Annotated in this window: 14 protein-coding genes; 11 read left to right on the plus strand and 3 right to left on the minus strand. The window is 65.4% G+C overall.

All coding sequences use genetic code 11. The features are described 5' to 3' along the window. Nucleotides 1-31: 31 nt before the first annotated feature. Complete coding sequence (locus B133_RS0100195) at nucleotides 32-1,294, plus strand: MFS transporter (RefSeq protein WP_026255789.1); 1,263 nt, start codon at nucleotides 32-34, stop codon at nucleotides 1,292-1,294. A 220-nt stretch (nucleotides 1,295-1,514) separates the two neighbouring features. Further along, on the plus strand, nucleotides 1,515-1,781 hold the full coding sequence (locus B133_RS0100200; RefSeq protein WP_018598689.1) for a hypothetical protein: 267 nt from the start codon (nucleotides 1,515-1,517) through the stop codon (nucleotides 1,779-1,781). Nucleotides 1,782-1,825: 44 nt separating this feature from the next. Here B133_RS0100200 and B133_RS0100205 read toward each other — a convergent pair whose 3' ends face one another. Both B133_RS0100205 and B133_RS0100210 read right to left on the minus strand, forming a co-directional pair. Then, entirely contained in the window at nucleotides 1,826-2,470 is a 645-nt protein-coding gene (locus B133_RS0100205) for a DinB family protein (protein WP_018598690.1), read from the minus strand. Nucleotides 2,471-2,472: 2 nt separating this feature from the next. Continuing rightward, the gene (locus B133_RS0100210) at nucleotides 2,473-2,997 is read right to left on the minus strand and encodes a DinB family protein (RefSeq protein WP_018598691.1); all 525 of its coding nucleotides are present in this window, start codon (nucleotides 2,995-2,997) and stop codon (nucleotides 2,473-2,475) included. A gap of 187 nt (nucleotides 2,998-3,184) precedes the next feature. Here B133_RS0100210 and B133_RS0100215 point away from each other — a divergent pair, with 187 nt between their 5' ends. Genes B133_RS0100215 through B133_RS0100225 form a run of 3 tightly spaced genes read left to right on the plus strand, consistent with a single transcriptional unit; the run spans nucleotide 3,185 to nucleotide 8,885 of the window. Further along, on the plus strand, nucleotides 3,185-7,333 hold the full coding sequence (locus B133_RS0100215; protein ID WP_018598692.1) for an NEW3 domain-containing protein: 4,149 nt from the start codon (nucleotides 3,185-3,187) through the stop codon (nucleotides 7,331-7,333). 29 nt (nucleotides 7,334-7,362) lie between these two features. Further along, on the plus strand, nucleotides 7,363-7,974 hold the full coding sequence (locus B133_RS0100220) for a hypothetical protein (protein WP_018598693.1): 612 nt from the start codon (nucleotides 7,363-7,365) through the stop codon (nucleotides 7,972-7,974). Nucleotides 7,975-7,976: 2 nt separating this feature from the next. Further along, complete coding sequence (locus tag B133_RS0100225) at nucleotides 7,977-8,885, plus strand: ROK family protein (RefSeq protein WP_018598694.1); 909 nt, start codon at nucleotides 7,977-7,979, stop codon at nucleotides 8,883-8,885. On the opposite strand, the gene B133_RS23445 is transcribed toward B133_RS0100225, so the two are convergent. Continuing rightward, nucleotides 8,786-9,220 carry a helix-turn-helix domain-containing protein gene (locus tag B133_RS23445; protein WP_081618146.1) on the minus strand — a complete coding sequence of 145 codons (435 nt, stop codon included), beginning with the start codon at nucleotides 9,218-9,220 and terminating at the stop codon, nucleotides 8,786-8,788. The two genes, B133_RS0100225 and B133_RS23445, sit on opposite strands and share 100 nt — an antisense overlap. Before the next feature lie 80 nt (nucleotides 9,221-9,300). Here B133_RS23445 and B133_RS0100235 point away from each other — a divergent pair, with 80 nt between their 5' ends. The 6 genes from B133_RS0100235 to B133_RS0100260 all read left to right on the plus strand — a co-directional run bounded on the left by B133_RS0100235 (nucleotide 9,301) and on the right by B133_RS0100260 (nucleotide 20,349). Then, nucleotides 9,301-9,741: a DUF1772 domain-containing protein gene (locus B133_RS0100235; RefSeq protein WP_018598696.1), complete on the plus strand. Its 441-nt coding sequence runs from the start codon at nucleotides 9,301-9,303 to the stop codon at nucleotides 9,739-9,741. 376 nt (nucleotides 9,742-10,117) lie between these two features. Further along, nucleotides 10,118-10,645, plus strand: a complete 528-nt coding sequence (gene rplJ / locus B133_RS0100240; protein ID WP_018598697.1) for a 50S ribosomal protein L10 — start codon at nucleotides 10,118-10,120, stop codon at nucleotides 10,643-10,645. A 57-nt stretch (nucleotides 10,646-10,702) separates the two neighbouring features. Next, the gene (gene rplL / locus B133_RS0100245) at nucleotides 10,703-11,089 is read left to right on the plus strand and encodes a 50S ribosomal protein L7/L12 (protein WP_018598698.1); all 387 of its coding nucleotides are present in this window, start codon (nucleotides 10,703-10,705) and stop codon (nucleotides 11,087-11,089) included. A gap of 174 nt (nucleotides 11,090-11,263) precedes the next feature. Continuing rightward, entirely contained in the window at nucleotides 11,264-12,343 is a 1,080-nt protein-coding gene (locus B133_RS0100250) for an ABC transporter ATP-binding protein (protein WP_018598699.1), read from the plus strand. 488 nt (nucleotides 12,344-12,831) lie between these two features. Further along, nucleotides 12,832-16,359: a DNA-directed RNA polymerase subunit beta gene (locus B133_RS0100255; protein WP_018598700.1), complete on the plus strand. Its 3,528-nt coding sequence runs from the start codon at nucleotides 12,832-12,834 to the stop codon at nucleotides 16,357-16,359. A gap of 36 nt (nucleotides 16,360-16,395) precedes the next feature. Next, complete coding sequence (locus B133_RS0100260) at nucleotides 16,396-20,349, plus strand: DNA-directed RNA polymerase subunit beta' (RefSeq protein WP_018598701.1); 3,954 nt, start codon at nucleotides 16,396-16,398, stop codon at nucleotides 20,347-20,349. The last annotated feature ends 196 nt before the right edge of the window (nucleotides 20,350-20,545 follow it).

Raw genomic sequence — 20,545 nt, forward strand, 5'->3', positions numbered from 1 at the left:
CACGATCCTGCACGAATCCCGCGCTACGCCCATGAAACGCGTCGCATTGGCCAGCTTCGTCGGGTCGGCGATCGAGTACTACGACTTCTACATCTACGGCACTGCCGCCGCGCTGGTGTTCCCGAAAGTGTTCTTCCCGCATCTGGGCACCACGATGGCGACCGTCGCTTCGATGGCGACGTTCGCTGCAGCGTTTCTGTCGCGGTCGGTGGGTGCCGCGTTCTTCGGGCATTTCGGCGACCGGCTGGGTCGCAAATCGACGCTGATCGCGACTCTGCTGACCATGGGTCTGTCCACGCTGGCCGTCGGCACGGTGCCCAGTACGACGGCGATCGGCGTGGCCGCACCGCTGATCCTGCTGACGTTGCGGCTCATTCAAGGGTTCGCGGTCGGCGGTGAATGGGCAGGTGCTGCGCTGCTGTCGGCCGAGTATTCACCGCCGGCCACCCGCGGTCGCTACGGCATGTTCACCCAGATGGGCGTGGGTAGTGGGCTTGTGATGAGCAGCCTGTTGTTCCTCGCGGTGAACAAGACGATCGGCGAGTCCAGCCACGCCTTCATCGACTGGGGGTGGCGGATCCCGTTCCTGTTCAGTGCGGTATTGATCGTCATCGCGCTGTACGTCCGGCTGAACGTTGCGGAGACACCGGTGTTCGTCGAACAGAAGACACGTGGCACATCTCGAGTGACTCCGCTGACCGCACTGTTCCGCAATCAGCGGCGAGAAGTGGTCCTCGCTGCGGGCAGCATGATCGGGTTCTTCGCGCTGGGATACCTGGCCAACGCCTATTTGATGAGTTACGCCCATACGCACGTGGGCTTTTCACCCGAGCTGATATTGCAGGTCGGTCTGCTGGGCGGAGTCGTCGTGGTGGTGTTCAACGCCCTGAGCGCCGCGTTGAGCGATACGTTCGGTCGCCGCCGCGTCATCATGGCGGCGTTGGCTTTCGGGGTCCCGTGGACGTTCGTCGTGCTCCCGTTGATAGACACGGGCAATGCCGCATTGTTCGCACTGGCAATGGTGGGGACGTATGCGGTTGCCGCCAGCTCGTACGGACCGATGGCGGCCTTCATTCCCGAGATCTTCGGCACCCGGTTCCGCTACAGCGGTGCCGGATTGTCGCTGAACCTGGCGGGATTGGTTGGCGGTGCGGTGCCGACGATCATCGCTGCGCCGCTTCTGGCCACGTGGGGCGCGCCTGCGATCGGTGCCATGATGGCCGCGGTCGTACTTGTCAGCCTGGTGTGTACGGCAGCGTTGCCGGAAACGAAAGGAACTGTTCTGCACCCTTGATAAGTGTCATTATCTCGATGTATCCCTTCCCGATCGAATCAGGAAGGGATACATCGATTTTAGACGGAATGTCAATGGTGAGAAGAATGCGCGAATCTCCAGAAATCGTATCGAACGCGAGGTGTGCGCACAACCGAGACACCGCGAGGGTGGGCCCGTAGTTTCGTTGGTGTGACAACGTCACGAACTTCCAAATATCTACTCATACAGGAGAACTCAGATGGTCGCCACCAATAACAAGTCCCGTGTCGTCGCCCGCTTCGTGGTGGCTCCGGTCGCCGCCGCGAGCATCCTGGGCGGTGCCGCACTGGGATTGGCTGCAGGTGCCAACGCGGATACCGGCTCGTCGGATCAGTCGCACGGCAGCTACTCGATGGACTACCGGCACGATTCGGACGACTATCGCGGGCACCGCGACTGGGGCTTCCGTGGCTTCTGGCCGTGGCATCATTGGGACAACTCGTTCCGCGGTGATTACCGCAGCTGACCTGTGCCGCCCCGACACCGAGCCCCTGGCGATCAGCCGGGGGCTCAGTGTATTTCGCCATGTCGGGCGAAGCTGTGCTCGACCTTGGTGGTGGGTAGGTCGGGCCGCCACCGCTTGATCCACTCGGTCTCAGGCCATTCCTCTGCGGCGGCCATCAACTCGTACATCGTTGCTCCGTCGATGGATTCGCGGATGATGTCGGCGTGTCCGGCATGCCGGGAGAGCTCCTCCAGCAGATGCATGGCCACCCAGCGCGGCGACCAGTGTTCGATGTCCTTGGGGAACCACGGTACGTCCTGAGGAATCGGGACGGGTGTGTTCAGGTCGGCCTCGGCGAAGGCTTGCAGGGTGGCGGCGTTTTCCGCCGTCAGCGCGGAGACCAGACCATCGAGGGTTTCGTCCTCGCGCATCACATGCTGGTCGGCGTATTCGGCCATGATCTCGGCGGTCGGCCGTGGGTCCGGCGCGGGGAAATCCGGTGCTGACCTGACGCGATCCGACCAACTGCGTTGCACCGCGGTGACATGCTTGATCAGGCCGCCCACCGACAGCGCGCTCACCGATGGAGTGCAGCGGGCCTGCTCGTCGGTGAGTCCGTGGCACACCGCCACGAATGCGTTCTGGTTGTGCCGCAGGAACTCGATCAGGCTCTGACGCTCGTCGGCGGCGACTGCGGGCAATCCGGGCATGGTCAGTTCTCCTGGCTGCGGTGTGAATGTACGTAAAGGTCTCGGATGCAGGCGATTTCAGCGCCGTGATGGATGGCCTCCCGGTTGATGTGCAGAATCAGCTCGGTCATCGAATAGTCGGCCCATTGCCCTTCGGCCGGTCCGACCGGCTTATTCAGGTCGTCCTGGCTCAGCGATCGCACGCCGTCGATCCAGACTCGATATGCAGCGTCGAGTTGGGTCAGCGCGGTGGCCGCGTCGGTGGCGTACGGCCAGGACTGGTAGTCGGCGGCCGGGCCGCCGAAGTGCGAGTAGTTACGCATGGCGAACACGCCGACGATGACGTGCGCCAGCCGCCACGCAATGGTTGTGAACGGTTCGGGCCGAGGCGGGGGATAGCTGAAGTCGATGGCGCCGTCGGGATGGACCGTCCAGCAGTCGGGGACCGGCTGCCAGAAGTACTCGTCATCGGTTAGACCGTCCAACCGGGGGCGTAGTTGGTGGATCCAGTGGTAGTCCAACTGATCGGCCAGCGGGTTTCTCTGCATAAAGCAACCTTCGCACCTATCGACGACAGTTTCTGTCCCAAGAGCGCGGCAGGCTCTCTCCATGCCGTCTGCTTGCGCCTGGCCGCCGGCGGCAGCGTCGCCGGCGCGGCCGCGTTCACAGCTGGCGGTCGTGCGGGCAATGGCCGAACGCCTGTCCCGGAGCACTGTACGAACGTAAGGTCGCTGCATGCGCGTCATCGCCGCGGAGTCCACGGAATTGTTCGTCAGTTCTTCGGATCTACCGGTGCAGCTGGCCCGAGTGACCTACACGGGATGCACCGCTCCGACGACCATCCGAGTGGTCGGAGACGGCCTGTCTGGGCACGCCGTCGCGGGCCCGGGTGACGGTGTGGTCGAGGTGCCGGTGACCGTGCGCGACCCGATCCCCGGGGAGACTCGAGCCGCCGTGGTCGACGGACTGGTGTTCGAGTTCACCGTTGCCGAACCGGGCTGGACGATGTACATGATCAGCCACTTTCACTACGACCCGGTGTGGTGGAACACCCAGGCCGCCTACACCAGCGTGTGGACCGAAGAACCACCCGGCCAGTGTCGCCAGACCAACGGCTTCGGCCTGGTTCACGCGCATCTGGAAATGGCCCGCCGCGAACCGGAATACAAGTTCGTGCTGGCCGAGGTGGACTATCTCAAGCCCTACTGGGATGCCCACCCCGAAGACCGGGCCGATCTGCGCCGGTTCATCGCCGAGGGGCGCGTCGAAATCATGGGCGGCACCTACAACGAACCGAACACCAACCTCACCAGTCCGGAGACCGCCATCCGGAACTTCGTGGCGGGTATGGGCTTTCAGCGTGACGTGCTCGGCGCCAACCCCGCGACGGCATGGCAGCTCGACGTGTTCGGACACGATCCGCAGTTTCCCGGCATGGCAGCCGACGCGGGCCTGACATCCAGTTCGTGGGCCCGTGGACCGCATCACCAGTGGGGTCCGATGCAAAACGACGGCGACCCAGAACGCATGCAGTTCGCCAGCGAATTCGAGTGGATCGCCCCGTCGGGTCGCGGGCTGCTGACCCACTACATGCCGGCGCACTATTCGGCTGGCTGGTGGATGGATTCCGCGGCCACGCTGGCCGCCGCCGAAGAGTCCACCTACCGGCTGTTCACCAAACTCAAGCGCGTCGCCCTGACCCGCAACGTGCTGCTGCCGGTCGGCACCGACTACACCCCGCCCAACAAATGGGTCACCCAGATCCACCGCGACTGGAACGCCCGCTACGTCTGGCCGAAGTTCGTGTGCGCACTGCCCAGCGAGTTCTTCGCCGCGGTACGAGCCGAACTCGACTCCCGAGGCGTCGAACCCTCCCCGCAGACCCGGGACATGAACCCGATCTACACCGGCAAGGACGTCTCCTACATCGACACCAAACAGGCCAACCGGGCCGCCGAGGACGCCGTGCTCGATGCCGAACGTTTCGCGGTGTTCGCGAGCCTGCTCGGGGGCGCGGACTACCCGCAGGCGGCGCTTGCCAAAGCGTGGGTGCAACTGGCTTACGGCGCGCACCACGACGCCATCACCGGATCGGAGTCCGATCAGGTCTACCTCGATCTGCTGACCGGATGGCGTGACGCGTGGGAGCTGGGGCGCGTCGCCCGAGACAATGCGCTGGCGCTGCTCTCCGAGGCAGTGTACGGATCCCTGGTGGTGTGGAACCCGTTGGCGCACAAGCGTACAGATCTGGTCACCGTGCATCTCGACGTGCCGTTGGGTGGTGTGCTGCTCGACACCGACGGCTCCGAGGTACCCGTTCTGGTCGAACACGGCGGCAGGACCGTGAGCTTTTTGGCCCGCGATGTGCCTTCGCTGGGCTGGCGCGCCTACCGGTTCGCCGACGGCTCGGTGCAGGGGTGGGAACCGGTGGTGGGGAACATCATCGAGAACGATCGCTATCGACTGACGGTCGACCCGACTCGAGGCGGCGGGGTGGTTTCACTGATCCGGGCCGGCCGCGAACTGCTCGCCGAAGGAGCGGTGGGCAACGAACTGGCGGTGTATGACGAATACCCGGCCCACCCGCAAGCCGGCGAGGGGCCGTGGCACCTGCTGCCCAAGGGACCCGTTGTTTGCTCGTCCAGCGGTGCGGCCGACGAAGTCCTCTGCCACCGAAGCGCATTGGGGCAGCGGCTGACCGTGCGCGGCCGTATTGACGGGTTGCTCCGGTATACCCAGACGATCACCCTGTGGCGCGGCCTGGATCGAGTCGACTGCCGCACCACGATCGATGACTTCGCCGGAGCCGACAAACTGTTGCGACTGCGTTGGCCGTGCCCGGTGCCCGGTGCGCTGCCGGTCAGTGAAGTCGGCGACGCGGTCATCGGGCGCGGCTTCGGTCTGCTGCACTATCACGAACAGACCGCAGTCGACACAGCACAGTATCCGTGGACCCTGGACAACCCTGCCTACGGCTGGTTCGGCTTGTCCTCGGCGGTGCGTATCAAGGTCGGGGACGCGGTGCGTGCGGTGTCGGTGGCCGAAGTGGTCGCGCCAGACCTCATCGCTTCCTCGGACGCACCCGATTCGCGAGAGTTGATGGTCGCACTCGTCCGCGCCGGGGTGACCGCCACCTGCAGCAGCGCCGACAAACCTCGCTACGGCAACCTGGCCGTGGATTCCAACCTGCCCGATACCCGGCTCGCTCTTGGTGGACCCAGTGAAAACTCCTTCACCGCAGCGGTTCTCGCCGAAACCGATGTCGCCTATAGTGACGAACTCAAACGTCAGCTCGACGCCACCGGATCGGCCAGGGTGTGGGTGCCCGCGACGGCGCCACTGGTCGACCAGTGGGTTCCCGACGCCGACCTGCGCGCGCCGCGGGCCTTGCCGGTGCTGATCCTGGCTGGCGACCTCACGGCGGTGGTCGACGACCTCGCCGACGCCGAGATCGTCGTGGACCAGCATGTGCCGACCGAAGCCGAAGCGTTCGAGCAGCGCACTGTGGCAGTGCTCAACCGAGGTGTGCCAGGGTTCGCCGTCGAGCCGGATGGCACCCTGCACACCTCGCTCATGCGGTCCTGCACCGGCTGGCCCTCGGGCACGTGGATCGATCCGCCGCGCAGGACTGCACCCGACGGTTCCAATTTCCAATTACAGCACTGGACACATACTTTCGACTACGCCCTGGTCGCCGGCGACGGTGACTGGCGTGAGGCCGGCGTCGCCGCGCGCGGGGCGGAATTCAACCGGCCGTTGCGGGCGGTACCGGCTGGGCGCAGCCCGGCCGGTGGCCTGCCGTCGTGGGGTTCTCTGTTGGAGATCGAGCCGGCCGGACAGGTGCAACTCGGTGCGCTCAAGGCCGCCGGCAATCCGTTGGCCTCCGGCAGTGTGCGGCCCGCGGACCCGTCCGGCGGCATCACGGCTCGCCTGGTCGAAATCTGGGGTAAGGCAACCGATGTGTCGATCCGATCCGGGTTGCGCTCTGTAGCTCTGACGCGCCTCAATCTGCTCGAGGCATCCCGCGTGCAGCAGGATCCGCGAGACCGGCTGGAGCTGAGTGGTTTTGAGATCGCGACGGTGTCAACCCGGCTGAACCTACCCCGGGTGCTGCGTGCGGAGCATCGCGCATTGGCGCCGGAGGCCGAAGCGGTTCAACCGCTCTACGCTCGGTACTGGCTGCACAATCGAGGCCCGGCACCGCTGGGTGGCCTACCCGCCGTGGCGCATCTGCACCCGGGAAGCCTTACCGTGACATCGGATTCACCGGTGATGCTACGCCTGACGGCGGCCAGTGACTGCACCGATGCGCCGCTGCACGGCCGGGTCCGGGTGATCGTTCCGCCGGGGTGGACAGCGGATCCGGCCGAACTCCCGTTCGTGCTCCCGCCCGGCGAACATCTGGAAACGGAGGTGGCACTGGGCATGCCGGCCGGCGTCGTACCGGGGCTGTATCCGATCCGCGCGGAACTCGTGGTCACCGGAGCCGACTCGGCCGCGCTGCCGCCGTCCTGGCGCCAGGTGGTCGAGGACGTCTGCGTCGTGACTGTCGGTGAACCGGGCGGGCAGGTGCTCAAACTGTGCTCCGAACTACAGCCGATAGAGGTCAAAGCCGGTGACAGCAACCAGCTTTTGGTTGAGCTGGGTACCGATGCCCGGGCCGGCTTGAGTGCCGAGGCGCACTTGATCAGCCCGTGGGGCACCTGGGACTGGATGGGCCCGGCGGCCGTCGGGTTTGAACTCCCGGCCGGTGGGACGGCGCAGATCGGTTTCGACGTGGCGCCGCCCGAATGGATCGACCCAGGGGAATGGTGGGTGCTGATCAGGGTCGGCTGTGCCGGGCGGCTGTTGTACACCCCGGCCGTTCGGGTGGTGGTGCGATGAGCGCTTGCGCGAAGAGTCAAGCGGTGCCAATGAGTTTGGCTGCGGTGGTCGCTGGAAAGCCGGTGCTGGTCAGCGAGATCGACGAACGGGAGGCGATGGTGCGGGCAGGGAACTTCGCATCGGCGCTGCCGCGTCCCGGCACCAGCGAGGGCAGGCAGCTGCGCCGCTGGCTGACGCAGCTGGTGGTGGCGGAACGGGTGCTGGCGGTCGAGGCTGCTGCCCGCCACCCGGACCTCGCCGGGGCTGACACAGAGGACGAGCTGCTGCCGGATACGGCCGCGCGCCTGGAGATTGGCAGTGTGGCGGCCGCGGTGCTGGCCACGCCACTGGCACGGGCGATGTTCACCGAGGTCACCTGGGCCGTGGAGGTGGGCGACGAGGATATCGCCGCATACTACGCCCGCAACCCGTTGCGCTTCACGGCGAAACCTGAAGTCCAGCAACAGGGCTGGCGTGCCAAGCCGGTGCCGCCGGCGTTCGAGCAGGTGCGCGACCGGATCGCCGAGCACCTGCTGGCCGCAGCCCGCCGACGTGCTTTCCGGTTGTGGCTCGACGTGCGGTATGCCGAACTGGTCGAGCTTGCGCCCGGGTATGAGCATCCGGGGGATCCGCGGCAGCCAGACAATACCCACCAGCATTAGCGATGGGCGCCCTCACCGTTGCCCTGGACATCGGCGGAACCAAGGTCGCCGCAGGTCTCGTCGACTCCGATGGCGTCCTGGTGCACCACGCCACCGCGCCGACCCCGGACGGGAACGCCGAGACGATCTGGGGCGTCGTCGAGACTTTGCTTGTTGACACGCTGCGCCTGGCCGACGGGGCAGTGCGTGGTGTCGGCATCGGATCGGCCGGGCCGGTGGACCTGCCGAGCGGAACCGTCAGCCCCATCAATATCACGCAGTGGCATCGTTTTCCGATCGTCGAACGCGTCGAGTCGGTGTCGCGGTTGCCGGTGCGACTCGGCGGCGACGGGTTGTGCCTGGCGTTGGGGGAGCATTGGCGAGGTGCCGGCCGGGGCGCCCGGTTCATGCTCGGCATGGTGGTGTCGACCGGGGTCGGCGGCGGGCTGGTATTCGACGGCGCGCCGTATGCCGGCCGCACCGGAAATGCCGGGCACGTCGGGCATGTCATCGTCGCGCCGGACGGCGGGGCGCTGTGTGCGTGCGGTGGGCATGGGTGTGTGGAGACGATCGCCTCCGGTCCGCACCTGGTGCAGTGGGCGCGCGACCAGGGCTGGGCTGCGCCGGAGGGGGCCGACGCCGGGGCTCTGGCTGCCGCGGCGTCCGCGGGGGAGCCGCTTGCGCTCAAGGCTTTTCGGCGTGGTGCCACTGCGATTGCGGCGATGATCGCGTCGGTGGGCGCGGTGTGCGACCTCGACTTGGTCGTGATCGGCGGCGGGGTAGCCAAGTCCGGGGACCTGCTGTTCGCACCGATCCGCGACGCGCTTGCGTGCTATGCCGGGCTGGCGTTTCTGCGTACGTTGCGCGTCGTACCCGCCGAACTGGGCGGCGACGCCGGGCTGGTTGGTGCAGCCGCCCTCCTGCGGGCCTGAGGCTTCTGCATCTGAAGTTGCATGTGGGTGCGTCCCCAGTCGCACAGGACCTGCAGCACCGGCGCCAGCGTCATGCCGTACTCGGAGATCGAATAGTGCACGCACGGCGGCACGGTGCCCGCGTCGTGGCGATCGATGATCCCGGCCTCGACGAGGTCATGCAGGTGCCGGATCAGCATGCGCTCGGTGATTTCGGGGATGCTGCGCCGAAGTTCGGCGGTGCGCATCGGCCCGTCGAACAAGCGCCACAGAATGGTGCCTTTCCAGCGGCCGTCGACGATGGAGAGTGTGGTGTCGATCGGGCACTCGCCGATCTCCTTCTTCGAGACCGCCACGGCTCGTCTCCTTGTGGATTTGTACTGACTAATTTGTCAGTACCTTGTTTTTTGTCAGCTTAATGACGAGGGTAGATGTCATGGAACAGATCGTGCAAATCCTCGCTGTGCTCGGTATTGGAACTCTCGTCGGCGTCGAGTTCGGGGTCGCCGTGTTCACCAATCCCATCGTGGAGCGGTTGCCTGACGACGCGTATCGACAGGCCCGTGCCACCGGCGGTCGGATCCTCGGCACCGTCATGCCGTTCTGGTACTTCGCCGCGGCGGCCCTGCTGGTCGGTGTCGCGTGGCTCGGGCGGTCCCCGCTGGCGATTGCCGCGGTCGCGGTGATGGGTGTGACCATGGTCTTGTCGCTGACCACACTGGTGCCCATCAACAATCGCGTCGCGGCGTCGATGGGAGCCGGTCTCGAGGAGACGCCGGTTCGGGAACTGGCGCATCGGTGGGACCGGCTGCATTGGCTGCGGGTGGCCCTGTTGGCTGTTGCGTTCGTGTTGCTGGCGGTCGCGGGTACACGCTGAGCGGTGACGAACGTGCGCATAGTGGCGGCCGGGGGCGGCGTGGCGGGCAGCAGACCCGCACGCTCGCGGTGCAGGGGACGAGGAATGAGGAATTAGGACGTCAGGCGGGTGCTCGGCTACTCTGGTCGGGTTCCACCGAAGACCGTCGGTCACCGATGAGCGCTTGCACGAAGAGCAAGTGGCTCGGCAATCGGTTGAAGGCCTGGGGGAGACCCCAGCGGCCCACGCAGGAGGACGAGGCTAGTTACGACCTTCGGATTAAAAGTCCGTAGATTTTCACGCCCCGACCTGTCTGCGTCGGGGCGTTCGTCATTTCATGGCCTTTGACGCCGGCTGTCCAGGTGGATCGACCGATACCCACCACAAGGAGGCATGCATGGCCAAGGCTGATAAGGCCACGGCGGTTGCCGACATTGCCGAGCAGTTCAAGGGGGCGACGGCCACCGTCGTCACCGAGTACCGCGGGCTCACCGTGGCAAACCTGGCCGAACTCCGTCGTTCCCTCGGCGACTCGACCACGTACACCGTCGCCAAGAACACCCTGGTGAAGCGGGCCGCCTCGGAAGCCGGCATTGAAGGCCTCGATGATCTGTTCGCCGGTCCGACGGCGATCGCGTTCGTCCAGGGCGAGCCGGTCGACGCCGCCAAGGCGATCAAGAAGTTCGCCAAGGACCACAAGGCGCTCGTCATCAAGGGCGGCTACATGGACGGCCGCGCCCTCTCGATCTCCGAGGTCGAGAAGATCGCCGACCTCGAGTCGCGCGAGGTGCTGCTGGCCAAGCTGGCAGGCGCCATGAAGGGCAACCTGTCCAAGGCTGCCGGCCTGTTCAACGCGCCCGCTTCGCAGGTTGCCCGGCTGGCCGCCGCGCTGCAGGAGAAGAAGGCATCCGAAGAAGCGGCTTAGAGACCGCCGCTTTCACCTACCCCATACATCAGTAAGAAATAAGGAAGGACCATCAACATGGCAAAGCTGTCTACCGAAGAACTGCTCGACGCTTTCAAGGAAATGACGCTGCTGGAGCTCTCTGAGTTCGTCAAGCAGTTCGAGGAGACCTTCGAGGTCACCGCCGCCGCTCCGGTCGCCGTCGCGGCCGCCGGTGCCGCCCCGGCCGCCGCCGAGGCCGCTGAGGAGCAGTCGGAGTTCGACGTCATCCTCGAGGGTGCCGGCGAGAAGAAGATCGGCGTCATCAAGGTCGTCCGCGAGATCGTCTCCGGCCTGGGCCTGAAGGAAGCCAAGGATCTGGTCGACGGTGCCCCCAAGCCGTTGCTGGAGAAGGTCACCAAGGAGGCCGCCGAGGACGCCAAGGCCAAGCTCGAGGCCGCCGGCGCTTCGGTCACCGTCAAGTAGTTCCCGTCCTGCCAAAGATCCCCGGATCCCTCGGATTCGGGGATCTTTGCCGTTCTGATAAGCGCGCGGATTCTGTGGACACAACCATGCTGCGGTGGTAGTGCGTAGGTTATGGTGACTCAAACCACAGGCTGGAGTCGTGGCGCGGTCAAGGGGTAGGCGGGAGGATCTCTGATGGGCGTCCAAATCGACGTAACCGGGCTCAGCAAGTCATTTGGATCGTCGAAGATCTGGGAGGACGTGACCCTGACCATCCCTGCCGGGGAGGTCAGCGTGTTGCTGGGCCCGTCCGGTACCGGTAAGTCCGTGTTCCTGAAGTCCCTGATCGGGCTGCTGCGTCCCGAGCGCGGCTCGATCGTCATCGACGGCACCGACATCATCGAGTGCTCGGCCAAGGAACTCTACGAGATCCGCACGCTGTTCGGTGTGCTGTTCCAGGACGGCGCGCTGTTCGGCTCGATGAACATCTACGACAACACGGCCTTCCCGCTGCGCGAGCACACCAAGAAGTCCGAAAGCGAAATCCGCAACATCGTCATGGAGAAGCTCGAGCTGGTGGGCATGCCCAACGACGGGCACAAGTTCCCAGGCGAGATCTCCGGCGGTATGCGCAAACGTGCCGGCTTGGCCCGCGCTTTGGTGCTGGATCCGAAGATCATCCTGTGCGACGAGCCGGACTCCGGTCTGGACCCGGTCCGTACCGCCTACCTGAGCCAGTTGTTGATCGACATCAATGCCCAGATCGACGCCACGATCCTGATCGTGACGCACAACATCAACATCGCTCGAACCGTGCCGGACAACATGGGCATGCTGTTCCGTAAGCACTTGGTCATGTTCGGTCCCCGTGAGGTGCTGTTGACCAGCGATGAGCCCGTCGTCAAGCAGTTCCTCAACGGCCGCCGGATCGGCCCGATCGGTATGTCCGAGGAGAAGGACGAGGCGACCGCCGCGGCCGAGCAGGCCATGTTGGACCTGGGCCAGCACGACGGCGGTGTCGAGGAGATCGAGGGTGTGCCGCCTCAGCTCATGGCGACGCCCGGCATGCCCGAGCGCAAGGCGGTGGCGCGTCGTCAGGCCCGCGTGCGCGAGATGATGCACACCTTGCCGCCGGCCGCGCAGGCCGCGATCATGGACGACCTCGAGGGCACTCACAAATTCCCGGTCCACGAGTTCGACGAGCCCACCAAACGGCATGATCGTTCGGCGGACGACGACCCGACGGGCGCCATCGAGGTACCCACTCAGAGCTGAGCCGATCCGTCGATCAAATCCGGCGTGGCTCGTCAGGGCGGCGGCGAATTTGTTCCGTTCCGGAGGGCCTGTGCTTGCTCGACTGACCCACCGGAAGCGGAATATCCGGTCAAGTCCGGCCAAGTTTCCTGGCTTAATGAGCGTGTGAACTCTTGACTGACGAGCCCAGACGGGTCAATCTGTTGGTCAGCATGTGTGAACGGGTTCAGGACGCCAGCCAGCGACGAGTGACCCAGCTCATAGCATGGGTCTGTGTGGTTGAGGAATGCGCCGTTCTGCGCTATCGTTGGACGTTGCGCTGGCTGCATCCTGCCCACCTCACCTGTACCTGACATCGTGGTCCTAGTCTGAGCGTTGCTCAGTACCTAGTCGCGTGCGTTGCGTCCGGGAGTTTGGACGAGGCTCAAAGCAGGAAACGCCAGCCGAACCGACGCAGAACAGAGCGACAACAGGGCCGGTGTAGTCCGGCATCCGAATCGTCGCATGAGGTGCTGGAAGGATGCATCTTGGCAGTCTCTAGCCAGAGCACAGCGAACGCTAACACCAATAACTCCGTCCCAGGAGCACCGAACAGAGTTTCATTTGCCAAGCTCCGCGAGCCGCTTGAGGTTCCGGGGCTTCTCGACGTTCAGACTGATTCTTTCGAGTGGCTGGTCGGCTCCGACCGGTGGCGGCAGAACGCTGTCGACCGCGGTGACGACAATCCCGTCGGTGGCCTTGAAGAGGTTCTCGCCGAGCTCTCGCCGATCGAGGACTTCTCCGGCTCGATGTCGCTGAGCTTCTCCGACCCGCGTTTCGACGAGGTCAAGGCTCCGGTCGACGAGTGCAAAGACAAGGACATGACGTACGCGGCCCCGCTGTTCGTCACGGCCGAGTTCATCAACAACAACACCGGCGAGATCAAGAGCCAGACGGTCTTCATGGGTGACTTCCCGATGATGACCGAGAAGGGCACCTTCATCATCAACGGCACCGAGCGTGTCGTGGTGAGCCAGTTGGTTCGCTCACCGGGCGTGTACTTCGACGAGAGCATCGACAAGTCCACCGAGAAGACCCTGCACAGCGTCAAGGTCATCCCGGGCCGCGGCGCGTGGCTGGAGTTCGACGTCGACAAGCGCGACACCGTCGGCGTGCGTATCGACCGCAAGCGCCGTCAGCCGGTCACCGTGCTGCTCAAGGCGCTGGGCTGGACCGGCGAGCAGATTACCGAGCGCTTCGGCTTCTCCGAGATCATGATGGGCACGCTGGAGAAGGACAGCACCGCAGGCACCGACGAGGCGCTGCTGGACATCTACCGCAAGCTGCGTCCGGGCGAGCCGCCGACCAAGGAGTCCGCACAGACCCTGCTGGAGAACCTGTTCTTCAAGGAGAAGCGCTACGACCTGGCCCGCGTCGGCCGCTACAAGGTCAACAAGAAGCTGGGCCTCAACCCGAACAGCAAGGTCCAGCCCTCCACTTCGACCACGCTGACCGAAGAAGACATCGTCGCCACCATCGAGTACCTCGTGCGCCTGCACGAGGGCCAGACCACGATGACGGTCCCCGATGGTGTCGAGGTTCCCGTCGAGGTCGACGACATCGACCACTTCGGCAACCGTCGGCTGCGTACCGTCGGCGAGCTGATCCAGAACCAGATCCGGGTCGGCCTGTCGCGTATGGAGCGTGTCGTCCGCGAGCGGATGACCACCCAGGACGTCGAGGCGATCACGCCGCAGACCCTGATCAACATCCGTCCCGTCGTGGCGGCGATCAAGGAGTTCTTCGGGACCAGCCAGCTGTCGCAGTTCATGGACCAGAACAACCCGCTGTCGGGTCTGACCCACAAGCGTCGTCTGTCGGCGCTGGGCCCCGGCGGTCTGTCCCGTGAGCGCGCCGGCCTCGAGGTCCGCGACGTGCACTCGTCGCACTACGGCCGCATGTGCCCGATCGAGACCCCTGAGGGCCCGAACATCGGTCTGATCGGCTCGTTGTCGGTGTACGCCCGGGTCAACCCGTTCGGCTTCATCGAGACCCCATATCGGAAGGTCGTGGACGGGGTCGTCACCGACCAGATCGACTACCTGACCGCCGACGAGGAGGACCGCCACGTCGTGGCGCAGGCCAACTCGCCGACGACCGACACCGATGGCGGTGCCCGGTTCGTCGAAGACCGCGTCATGGTCCGCAAGAAGGGCGGCGAGGTCGAGTTCGTGGCGGCCGACCAGGTCGACTACATGGACGTCTCGCCGCGTCAGATGGTGTCGGTCGCGACCGCGATGATCCCGTTCCTCGAGCACGACGACGCCAACCGCGCCCTGATGGGTGCCAACATGCAGCGCCAGGCGGTTCCGCTGGTGCGCAGCGAGGCCCCGCTCGTCGGTACCGGCATGGAACTCCGTGCCGCGATCGACGCCGGTGACGTGGTGGTCACGGCCAAGTCCGGTGTGGTTGAGGAAGTGTCCGCCGACTACGTCACCGTGATGGCCGACGACGGCACCCGGCACACCTACCGGATGCGCAAGTTCGCCCGGTCCAACCACGGCACGTGCGCCAACCAGCGTCCGATCGTGGACGCCGGGCAGCGCGTCGAGTCCGGCCAGGTGATCGCCGACGGTCCGTGCACCGAGAACGGTGAGATGGCCCTGGGCAAGAACCTGCTCGTGGCGATCATGCCGTGGGAAGGCCACAACTACGAGGACGCGATCATCCTCTCCAACCGCCTGGTGGAAGAGGACGTGCTGACTTCGATCCACATCGAGGAGCACGAGATCGATGCCCGCGACACCAAGCTGGGCGCCGAGGAGATCACCCGGGACATCCCGAACGTCTCCGATGAGGTGCTGGCCGATCTCGACGAGCGCGGCATCGTCCGCATCGGCGCCGAGGTCCGTGACGGCGACATCCTGGTCGGCAAGGTCACCCCGAAGGGTGAGACCGAGCTGACCCCGGAGGAGCGCCTGCTGCGTGCCATCTTCGGTGAGAAGGCCCGCGAGGTCCGCGACACGTCGCTCAAGGTGCCGCACGGTGAGTCCGGCAAGGTCATCGGCATCCGCGTGTTCTCGCGCGAGGACGACGACGAGTTGCCCGCCGGTGTCAACGAGCTGGTCCGCGTGTACGTGGCCCAGAAGCGCAAGATCTCCGACGGCGACAAGCTCGCCGGACGCCACGGCAACAAGGGCGTCATCGGCAAGATCCTGCCTGTCGAGGACATGCCGTTCCTGCCCGATGGCACCCCGGTGGACATCATCCTGAACACGCACGGTGTGCCGCGTCGTATGAACATCGGCCAGATCCTGGAGACGCACCTCGGGTGGGTGGCCAAGGCCGGCTGGAACATCGATGTTGCGGCGGGGACTCCGGAGTGGGCGGGCAAGCTGCCCGAGAATCTGTACAGCGCGCCGCGCGACAGCATCGTGAGCACCCCGGTGTTCGACGGTGCGCAGGAAGGTGAGCTGCAGGGCCTGCTCGGTTCGACGCTGCCGAACCGCGACGGCGAGGTCATGGTCGACGCCGACGGCAAGGCGACGCTGTTCGACGGGCGTTCCGGCGAACCGTTCCCGTACCCGGTGACGGTCGGCTACATGTACATCCTCAAGCTGCACCACCTCGTGGACGACAAGATCCACGCACGGTCGACTGGCCCGTACTCGATGATCACCCAGCAGCCGCTGGGCGGTAAGGCGCAGTTCGGTGGCCAGCGGTTCGGTGAGATGGAGTGCTGGGCCATGCAGGCCTACGGCGCGGCCTACACCCTGCAGGAGCTGCTGACGATCAAGTCCGACGACACGGTCGGCCGCGTGAAGGTCTACGAGGCCATCGTCAAGGGCGAGAACATCCCCGAACCCGGTATCCCGGAGTCGTTCAAGGTGTTGCTCAAGGAGCTGCAGTCGCTCTGCCTGAATGTTGAGGTGCTGTCTTCCGACGGCGCGGCGATCGAGATGCGTGACGGTGACGACGAGGACCTGGAGCGTGCTGCTGCCAACCTCGGCATCAACCTTTCGCGCAACGAGTCCGCCTCTGTGGAAGACCTGGCCTAAACAGATTTCTAGTCCCGAAAGGGGAAAGGGAGTTACGTGCTAGACGTCAACTTCTTCGATGAACTCCGCATCGGCCTCGCCACCGCGGACGACATCCGCAACTGGTCCTTCGGCGAGGTCAAGAAGCCGGAGACCATCAACTACCGCACGCTGAAGCCTGAAAAGGACGGCCTGTTCTGCGAGAAGATCTTCGGACCGACTCGCGACTGGGAGTGCTACTGCGGTAAGTACAAGCGCGTCCGCTTCAAGGGCATCATCTGTGAGCGGTGCGGCGTCGAGGTCACCCGCGCCAAGGTGCGTCGTGAGCGGATGGGCCACATCGAACTGGCCGCACCCGTCACGCACATCTGGTACTTCAAGGGCGTCCCGTCGCGCTTGGGCTACCTGCTGGACCTGGCCCCGAAGGATCTGGAAAAGATCATCTACTTCGCGGCCTACGTGATCACCGCCGTCGACGACGAGATGCGTCACAACGAGCTGTCGACGCTCGAGGCCGAGATGGCCGTCGAGCGCAAGGCCGTCGAGGACCAGCGTGACTCCGACCTGGAGGCCCGGGCTCAGAAGCTCGAGGCCGACATGGCCGAGCTCGAGGCCGAGGGGGCCAAGTCCGACGTGCGCCGCAAGGTGCGCGACGGCGGCGAGCGTGAGATGCGTCAGCTCCGTGATCGGGCCCAGCGCGAGCTGGACCGGCTCGACGAGATCTGGAGCACCTTCACCAAGCTGGCTCCCAAGCAGCTGATCGTCGACGAGGTGCTCTACCGCGAGCTGCAGGACCGCTACGGCGAGTACTTCACGGGTGCCATGGGTGCCGAGTCGATCAAGAAGCTCATCGAGAACTTCGACATCGACGCCGAGGCGGAGTCGCTGCGCGACACCATCAAGAACGGCAAGGGCCAGAAGAAGCTGCGCGCGCTCAAGCGTCTGAAGGTCGTCGCGGCCTTCCAGCAGTCCGGCAACTCGCCCATGGGCATGGTGCTCGACGCCGTCCCGGTGATCCCGCCGGAACTGCGCCCGATGGTTCAGCTCGACGGTGGCCGTTTCGCCACCTCCGACCTGAACGACCTGTACCGCCGTGTGATCAACCGCAACAACCGGCTCAAGCGACTGATCGACCTCGGTGCACCCGAGATCATCGTCAACAACGAGAAGCGCATGCTTCAGGAGTCGGTGGACGCGCTGTTCGACAACGGCCGTCGTGGTCGCCCCGTCACCGGGCCGGGCAACCGTCCGCTCAAGTCGCTGTCCGATCTGCTCAAGGGCAAGCAGGGCCGGTTCCGGCAGAACCTGCTCGGTAAGCGTGTCGACTACTCGGGCCGTTCCGTTATCGTCGTGGGCCCGCAGCTCAAGCTGCACCAGTGCGGTCTGCCCAAGCTCATGGCTCTGGAACTGTTCAAGCCGTTCGTGATGAAGCGTCTGGTCGACCTGAACCACGCGCAGAACATCAAGAGTGCCAAGCGCATGGTCGAGCGGCAGCGGCCGCAGGTGTGGGATGTCCTCGAAGAGGTCATCGCCGAGCACCCCGTGCTGCTGAACCGTGCACCTACGCTGCACCGCCTGGGTATCCAGGCCTTCGAGCCGCAGCTGGTGGAAGGCAAGGCCATCCAGCTGCACCCGCTGGTGTGTGAGGCGTTCAACGCCGACTTCGACGGTGACCAGATGGCCGTGCACCTGCCGCTGTCGGCGGAGGCACAGGCCGAGGCCCGCATCCTGATGCTGTCCTCGAACAACATCCTGTCGCCTGCGTCGGGTAAGCCGCTGGCCATGCCGCGTCTGGACATGGTGACCGGGCTGTACTTCCTGACCACCGAGGTTCCCGGTGACATCGGCGAATACACCCCGGCCGGTACGGACACCCCGGAGACCGGCGTGTACAGCAGCCCGGCCGAGGCCATCATGGCCCTCGACCGTGGTGCGCTGTCGGTGCGTGCCCGGATCAAGGTTCGGCTCACCGATCTGCGGCCGCCGGCCGACGTCGAGGCCCAGCTGTTCGAGAACGGTTGGAAGTACGGCGACGCCTGGATCGCGGACACCACGCTGGGTCGGGTGCTGTTCAACGAGCTGCTGCCGCACGGGTATCCGTTCGTCAACGAGCAGATGCACAAGAAGGTCCAGGCCCGGATCATCAACGATCTGGCCGAGCGTTACCCGATGATCGTGGTGGCGCAGACCGTCGACAAGCTCAAGGACGCCGGCTTCCACTGGGCCACCCGTTCGGGTGTCACGGTCTCGATGGCCGACGTTCTGGTGCCGCCGCAGAAGCAGGAGATCCTGGAGCGCCACGAGGCCGAGGCCGAGGCGATCGAGAAGAAGTACCAGCGCGGTGCGCTCAACCACACCGAGCGCAACGAGTCGCTGGTCAAGATCTGGCAGGACGCCACCGAAGAGGTCGGTAAGGCGATGGAGGAGTACTACCCGGCGGACAACCCGATCATCACGATCGTGAAGTCCGGCGCCACGGGTAACCTCACCCAGACCCGCACCCTGGCCGGCATGAAGGGCCTGGTGACCAACCCGAAGGGTGAGTTCATCCCGCGTCCCATCAAGTCTTCGTTCCGCGAGGGCCTGACGGTGCTGGAGTACTTCATCAACACCCACGGCGCCCGTAAGGGCCTCGCGGACACCGCTCTGCGTACCGCCGACTCGGGTTACCTGACCCGTCGTCTGGTCGACGTGTCGCAGGACGTCATCGTTCGCGAGACCGACTGTGAGACCGAGCGCGGCATCATCGTCACGCTGGCCGAGCGCGGCCACGATGGTTCGCTGATCCGCGATGCGCACGTCGAGACCTCGGCCTTCGCCCGGACGCTGGCGACCGACGCGGTCGACGCCAACGGCAAGGTGATCATCGAGCGCGGCCACGATCTCGGTGATCCGGCGATCGACGCGCTGCTGGCCGCGGGCATCTCGCAGGTGAAGGTGCGTTCGGTGCTGACCTGTGCGTCGGCTGCCGGTGTGTGCGCGAAGTGCTACGGCCGCTCGATGGCCACCGGCAAGCTGGTCGACATCGGCGAGGCCGTCGGCATCGTCGCCGCCCAGTCCATCGGTGAGCCCGGCACGCAGCTGACCATGCGTACCTTCCACCAGGGTGGTGTTACCGGTGGCGCCGACATCGTCGGTGGTCTGCCCCGCGTGCAGGAGCTGTTCGAGGCTCGTATCCCACGGAATAAGGCGCCCATCGCCGACGTCGCGGGCCGGGTCCGGCTGGAGGAGAGCGACAAGTTCTTCAAGATCACCATCGTCCCCGACGATGGCGGCGAGGAAGTTGTCTACGACAAGCTCACCAAGCGTCAGCGCCTGCGGGTCATCACCCACGAGGACGGCTCGGAGGGCGTGCTCTCCGACGGCGACCACGTCGAGGTCGGCGACCAGCTGATGGAAGGCTCCGCTGATCCGCACGAGGTGCTGCGCGTCCAGGGCCCCCGCGAGGTGCAGATCCACCTCGTCAAGGAGGTCCAGGAGGTCTACCGGGCCCAGGGTGTGTCGATCCACGACAAGCACATCGAGGTCATCGTCCGGCAGATGCTGCGTCGCGTCACGATCATCGACTCGGGCTCGACGGAGTTCCTGCCCGGCTCGCTGACCGAGCGTGCCGAGTTCGAGACCGAGAACCGTCGCGTCGTGGCCGAGGGTGGCGAGCCCGCAGCCGGACGTCCGGTGCTGATGGGTATCACCAAGGCGTCGCTGGCCACCGATTCGTGGTTGTCGGCGGCGTCGTTCCAGGAGACCACTCGCGTGCTGACCGATGCGGCGATCAACTGCCGCAGCGACAAGCTGCAGGGTCTGAAGGAAAACGTGATCATCGGCAAGCTGATCCCGGCCGGTACCGGTATCAACCGTTACCGCAACATCCAGGTGCAGCCCACCGAAGAGGCCCGCGCTGCGGCGTACACGATCCCGTCCTACGAGGATCAGTACTACAGCCCGGACTTCGGCCAGGCCACCGGTGCTGCGGTGCCGCTGGACGATTACGGCTACTCGGATTACCGCTAGTCACTACGGAAAAAGCCCCCGCTTCGGCGGGGGCTTTTTCCGTCTGCGGGTGCGGTCGACTGTGTGGGCCGGTCGCGCTCTGTCTCGCTCTGTCTCCGCTGGGCTTGTCACGTTCTGTCTCCGCTGGGCTCTGTCACGCCAGAGTGGCTCTCGACGCTGAGAGCCACTCTTGCGTGACGCTCGACGAGTGGGGCCG

This window comes from Mycobacterium sp. 155 (assembly GCF_000373905.1).
Taxonomy (GTDB): Bacteria; Actinomycetota; Actinomycetes; order Mycobacteriales; family Mycobacteriaceae; genus Mycobacterium.

Excerpts from the sequence above, each read along its gene's own strand:
- B133_RS0100195 (WP_026255789.1), top strand. The coding sequence starts at position 32 with ATGAAACGCGTCGCATTGGCCAGCTTCGTCGGGTCGGCGATCGAGTAC.
- B133_RS0100200 (WP_018598689.1), top strand. The coding sequence starts at position 1,515 with ATGGTCGCCACCAATAACAAGTCCCGTGTCGTCGCCCGCTTCGTGGTG.
- B133_RS0100205 (WP_018598690.1), bottom strand. The coding sequence starts at position 2,470 with ATGCCCGGATTGCCCGCAGTCGCCGCCGACGAGCGTCAGAGCCTGATC.
- B133_RS0100210 (WP_018598691.1), bottom strand. The coding sequence starts at position 2,997 with ATGCAGAGAAACCCGCTGGCCGATCAGTTGGACTACCACTGGATCCAC.
- B133_RS0100215 (WP_018598692.1), top strand. The coding sequence starts at position 3,185 with ATGCGCGTCATCGCCGCGGAGTCCACGGAATTGTTCGTCAGTTCTTCG.
- B133_RS0100220 (WP_018598693.1), top strand. The coding sequence starts at position 7,363 with ATGAGTTTGGCTGCGGTGGTCGCTGGAAAGCCGGTGCTGGTCAGCGAG.
- B133_RS0100225 (WP_018598694.1), top strand. The coding sequence starts at position 7,977 with ATGGGCGCCCTCACCGTTGCCCTGGACATCGGCGGAACCAAGGTCGCC.
- B133_RS0100235 (WP_018598696.1), top strand. The coding sequence starts at position 9,301 with ATGGAACAGATCGTGCAAATCCTCGCTGTGCTCGGTATTGGAACTCTC.
- rplJ (WP_018598697.1), top strand. The coding sequence starts at position 10,118 with ATGGCCAAGGCTGATAAGGCCACGGCGGTTGCCGACATTGCCGAGCAG.
- rplL (WP_018598698.1), top strand. The coding sequence starts at position 10,703 with ATGGCAAAGCTGTCTACCGAAGAACTGCTCGACGCTTTCAAGGAAATG.
- B133_RS0100250 (WP_018598699.1), top strand. The coding sequence starts at position 11,264 with ATGGGCGTCCAAATCGACGTAACCGGGCTCAGCAAGTCATTTGGATCG.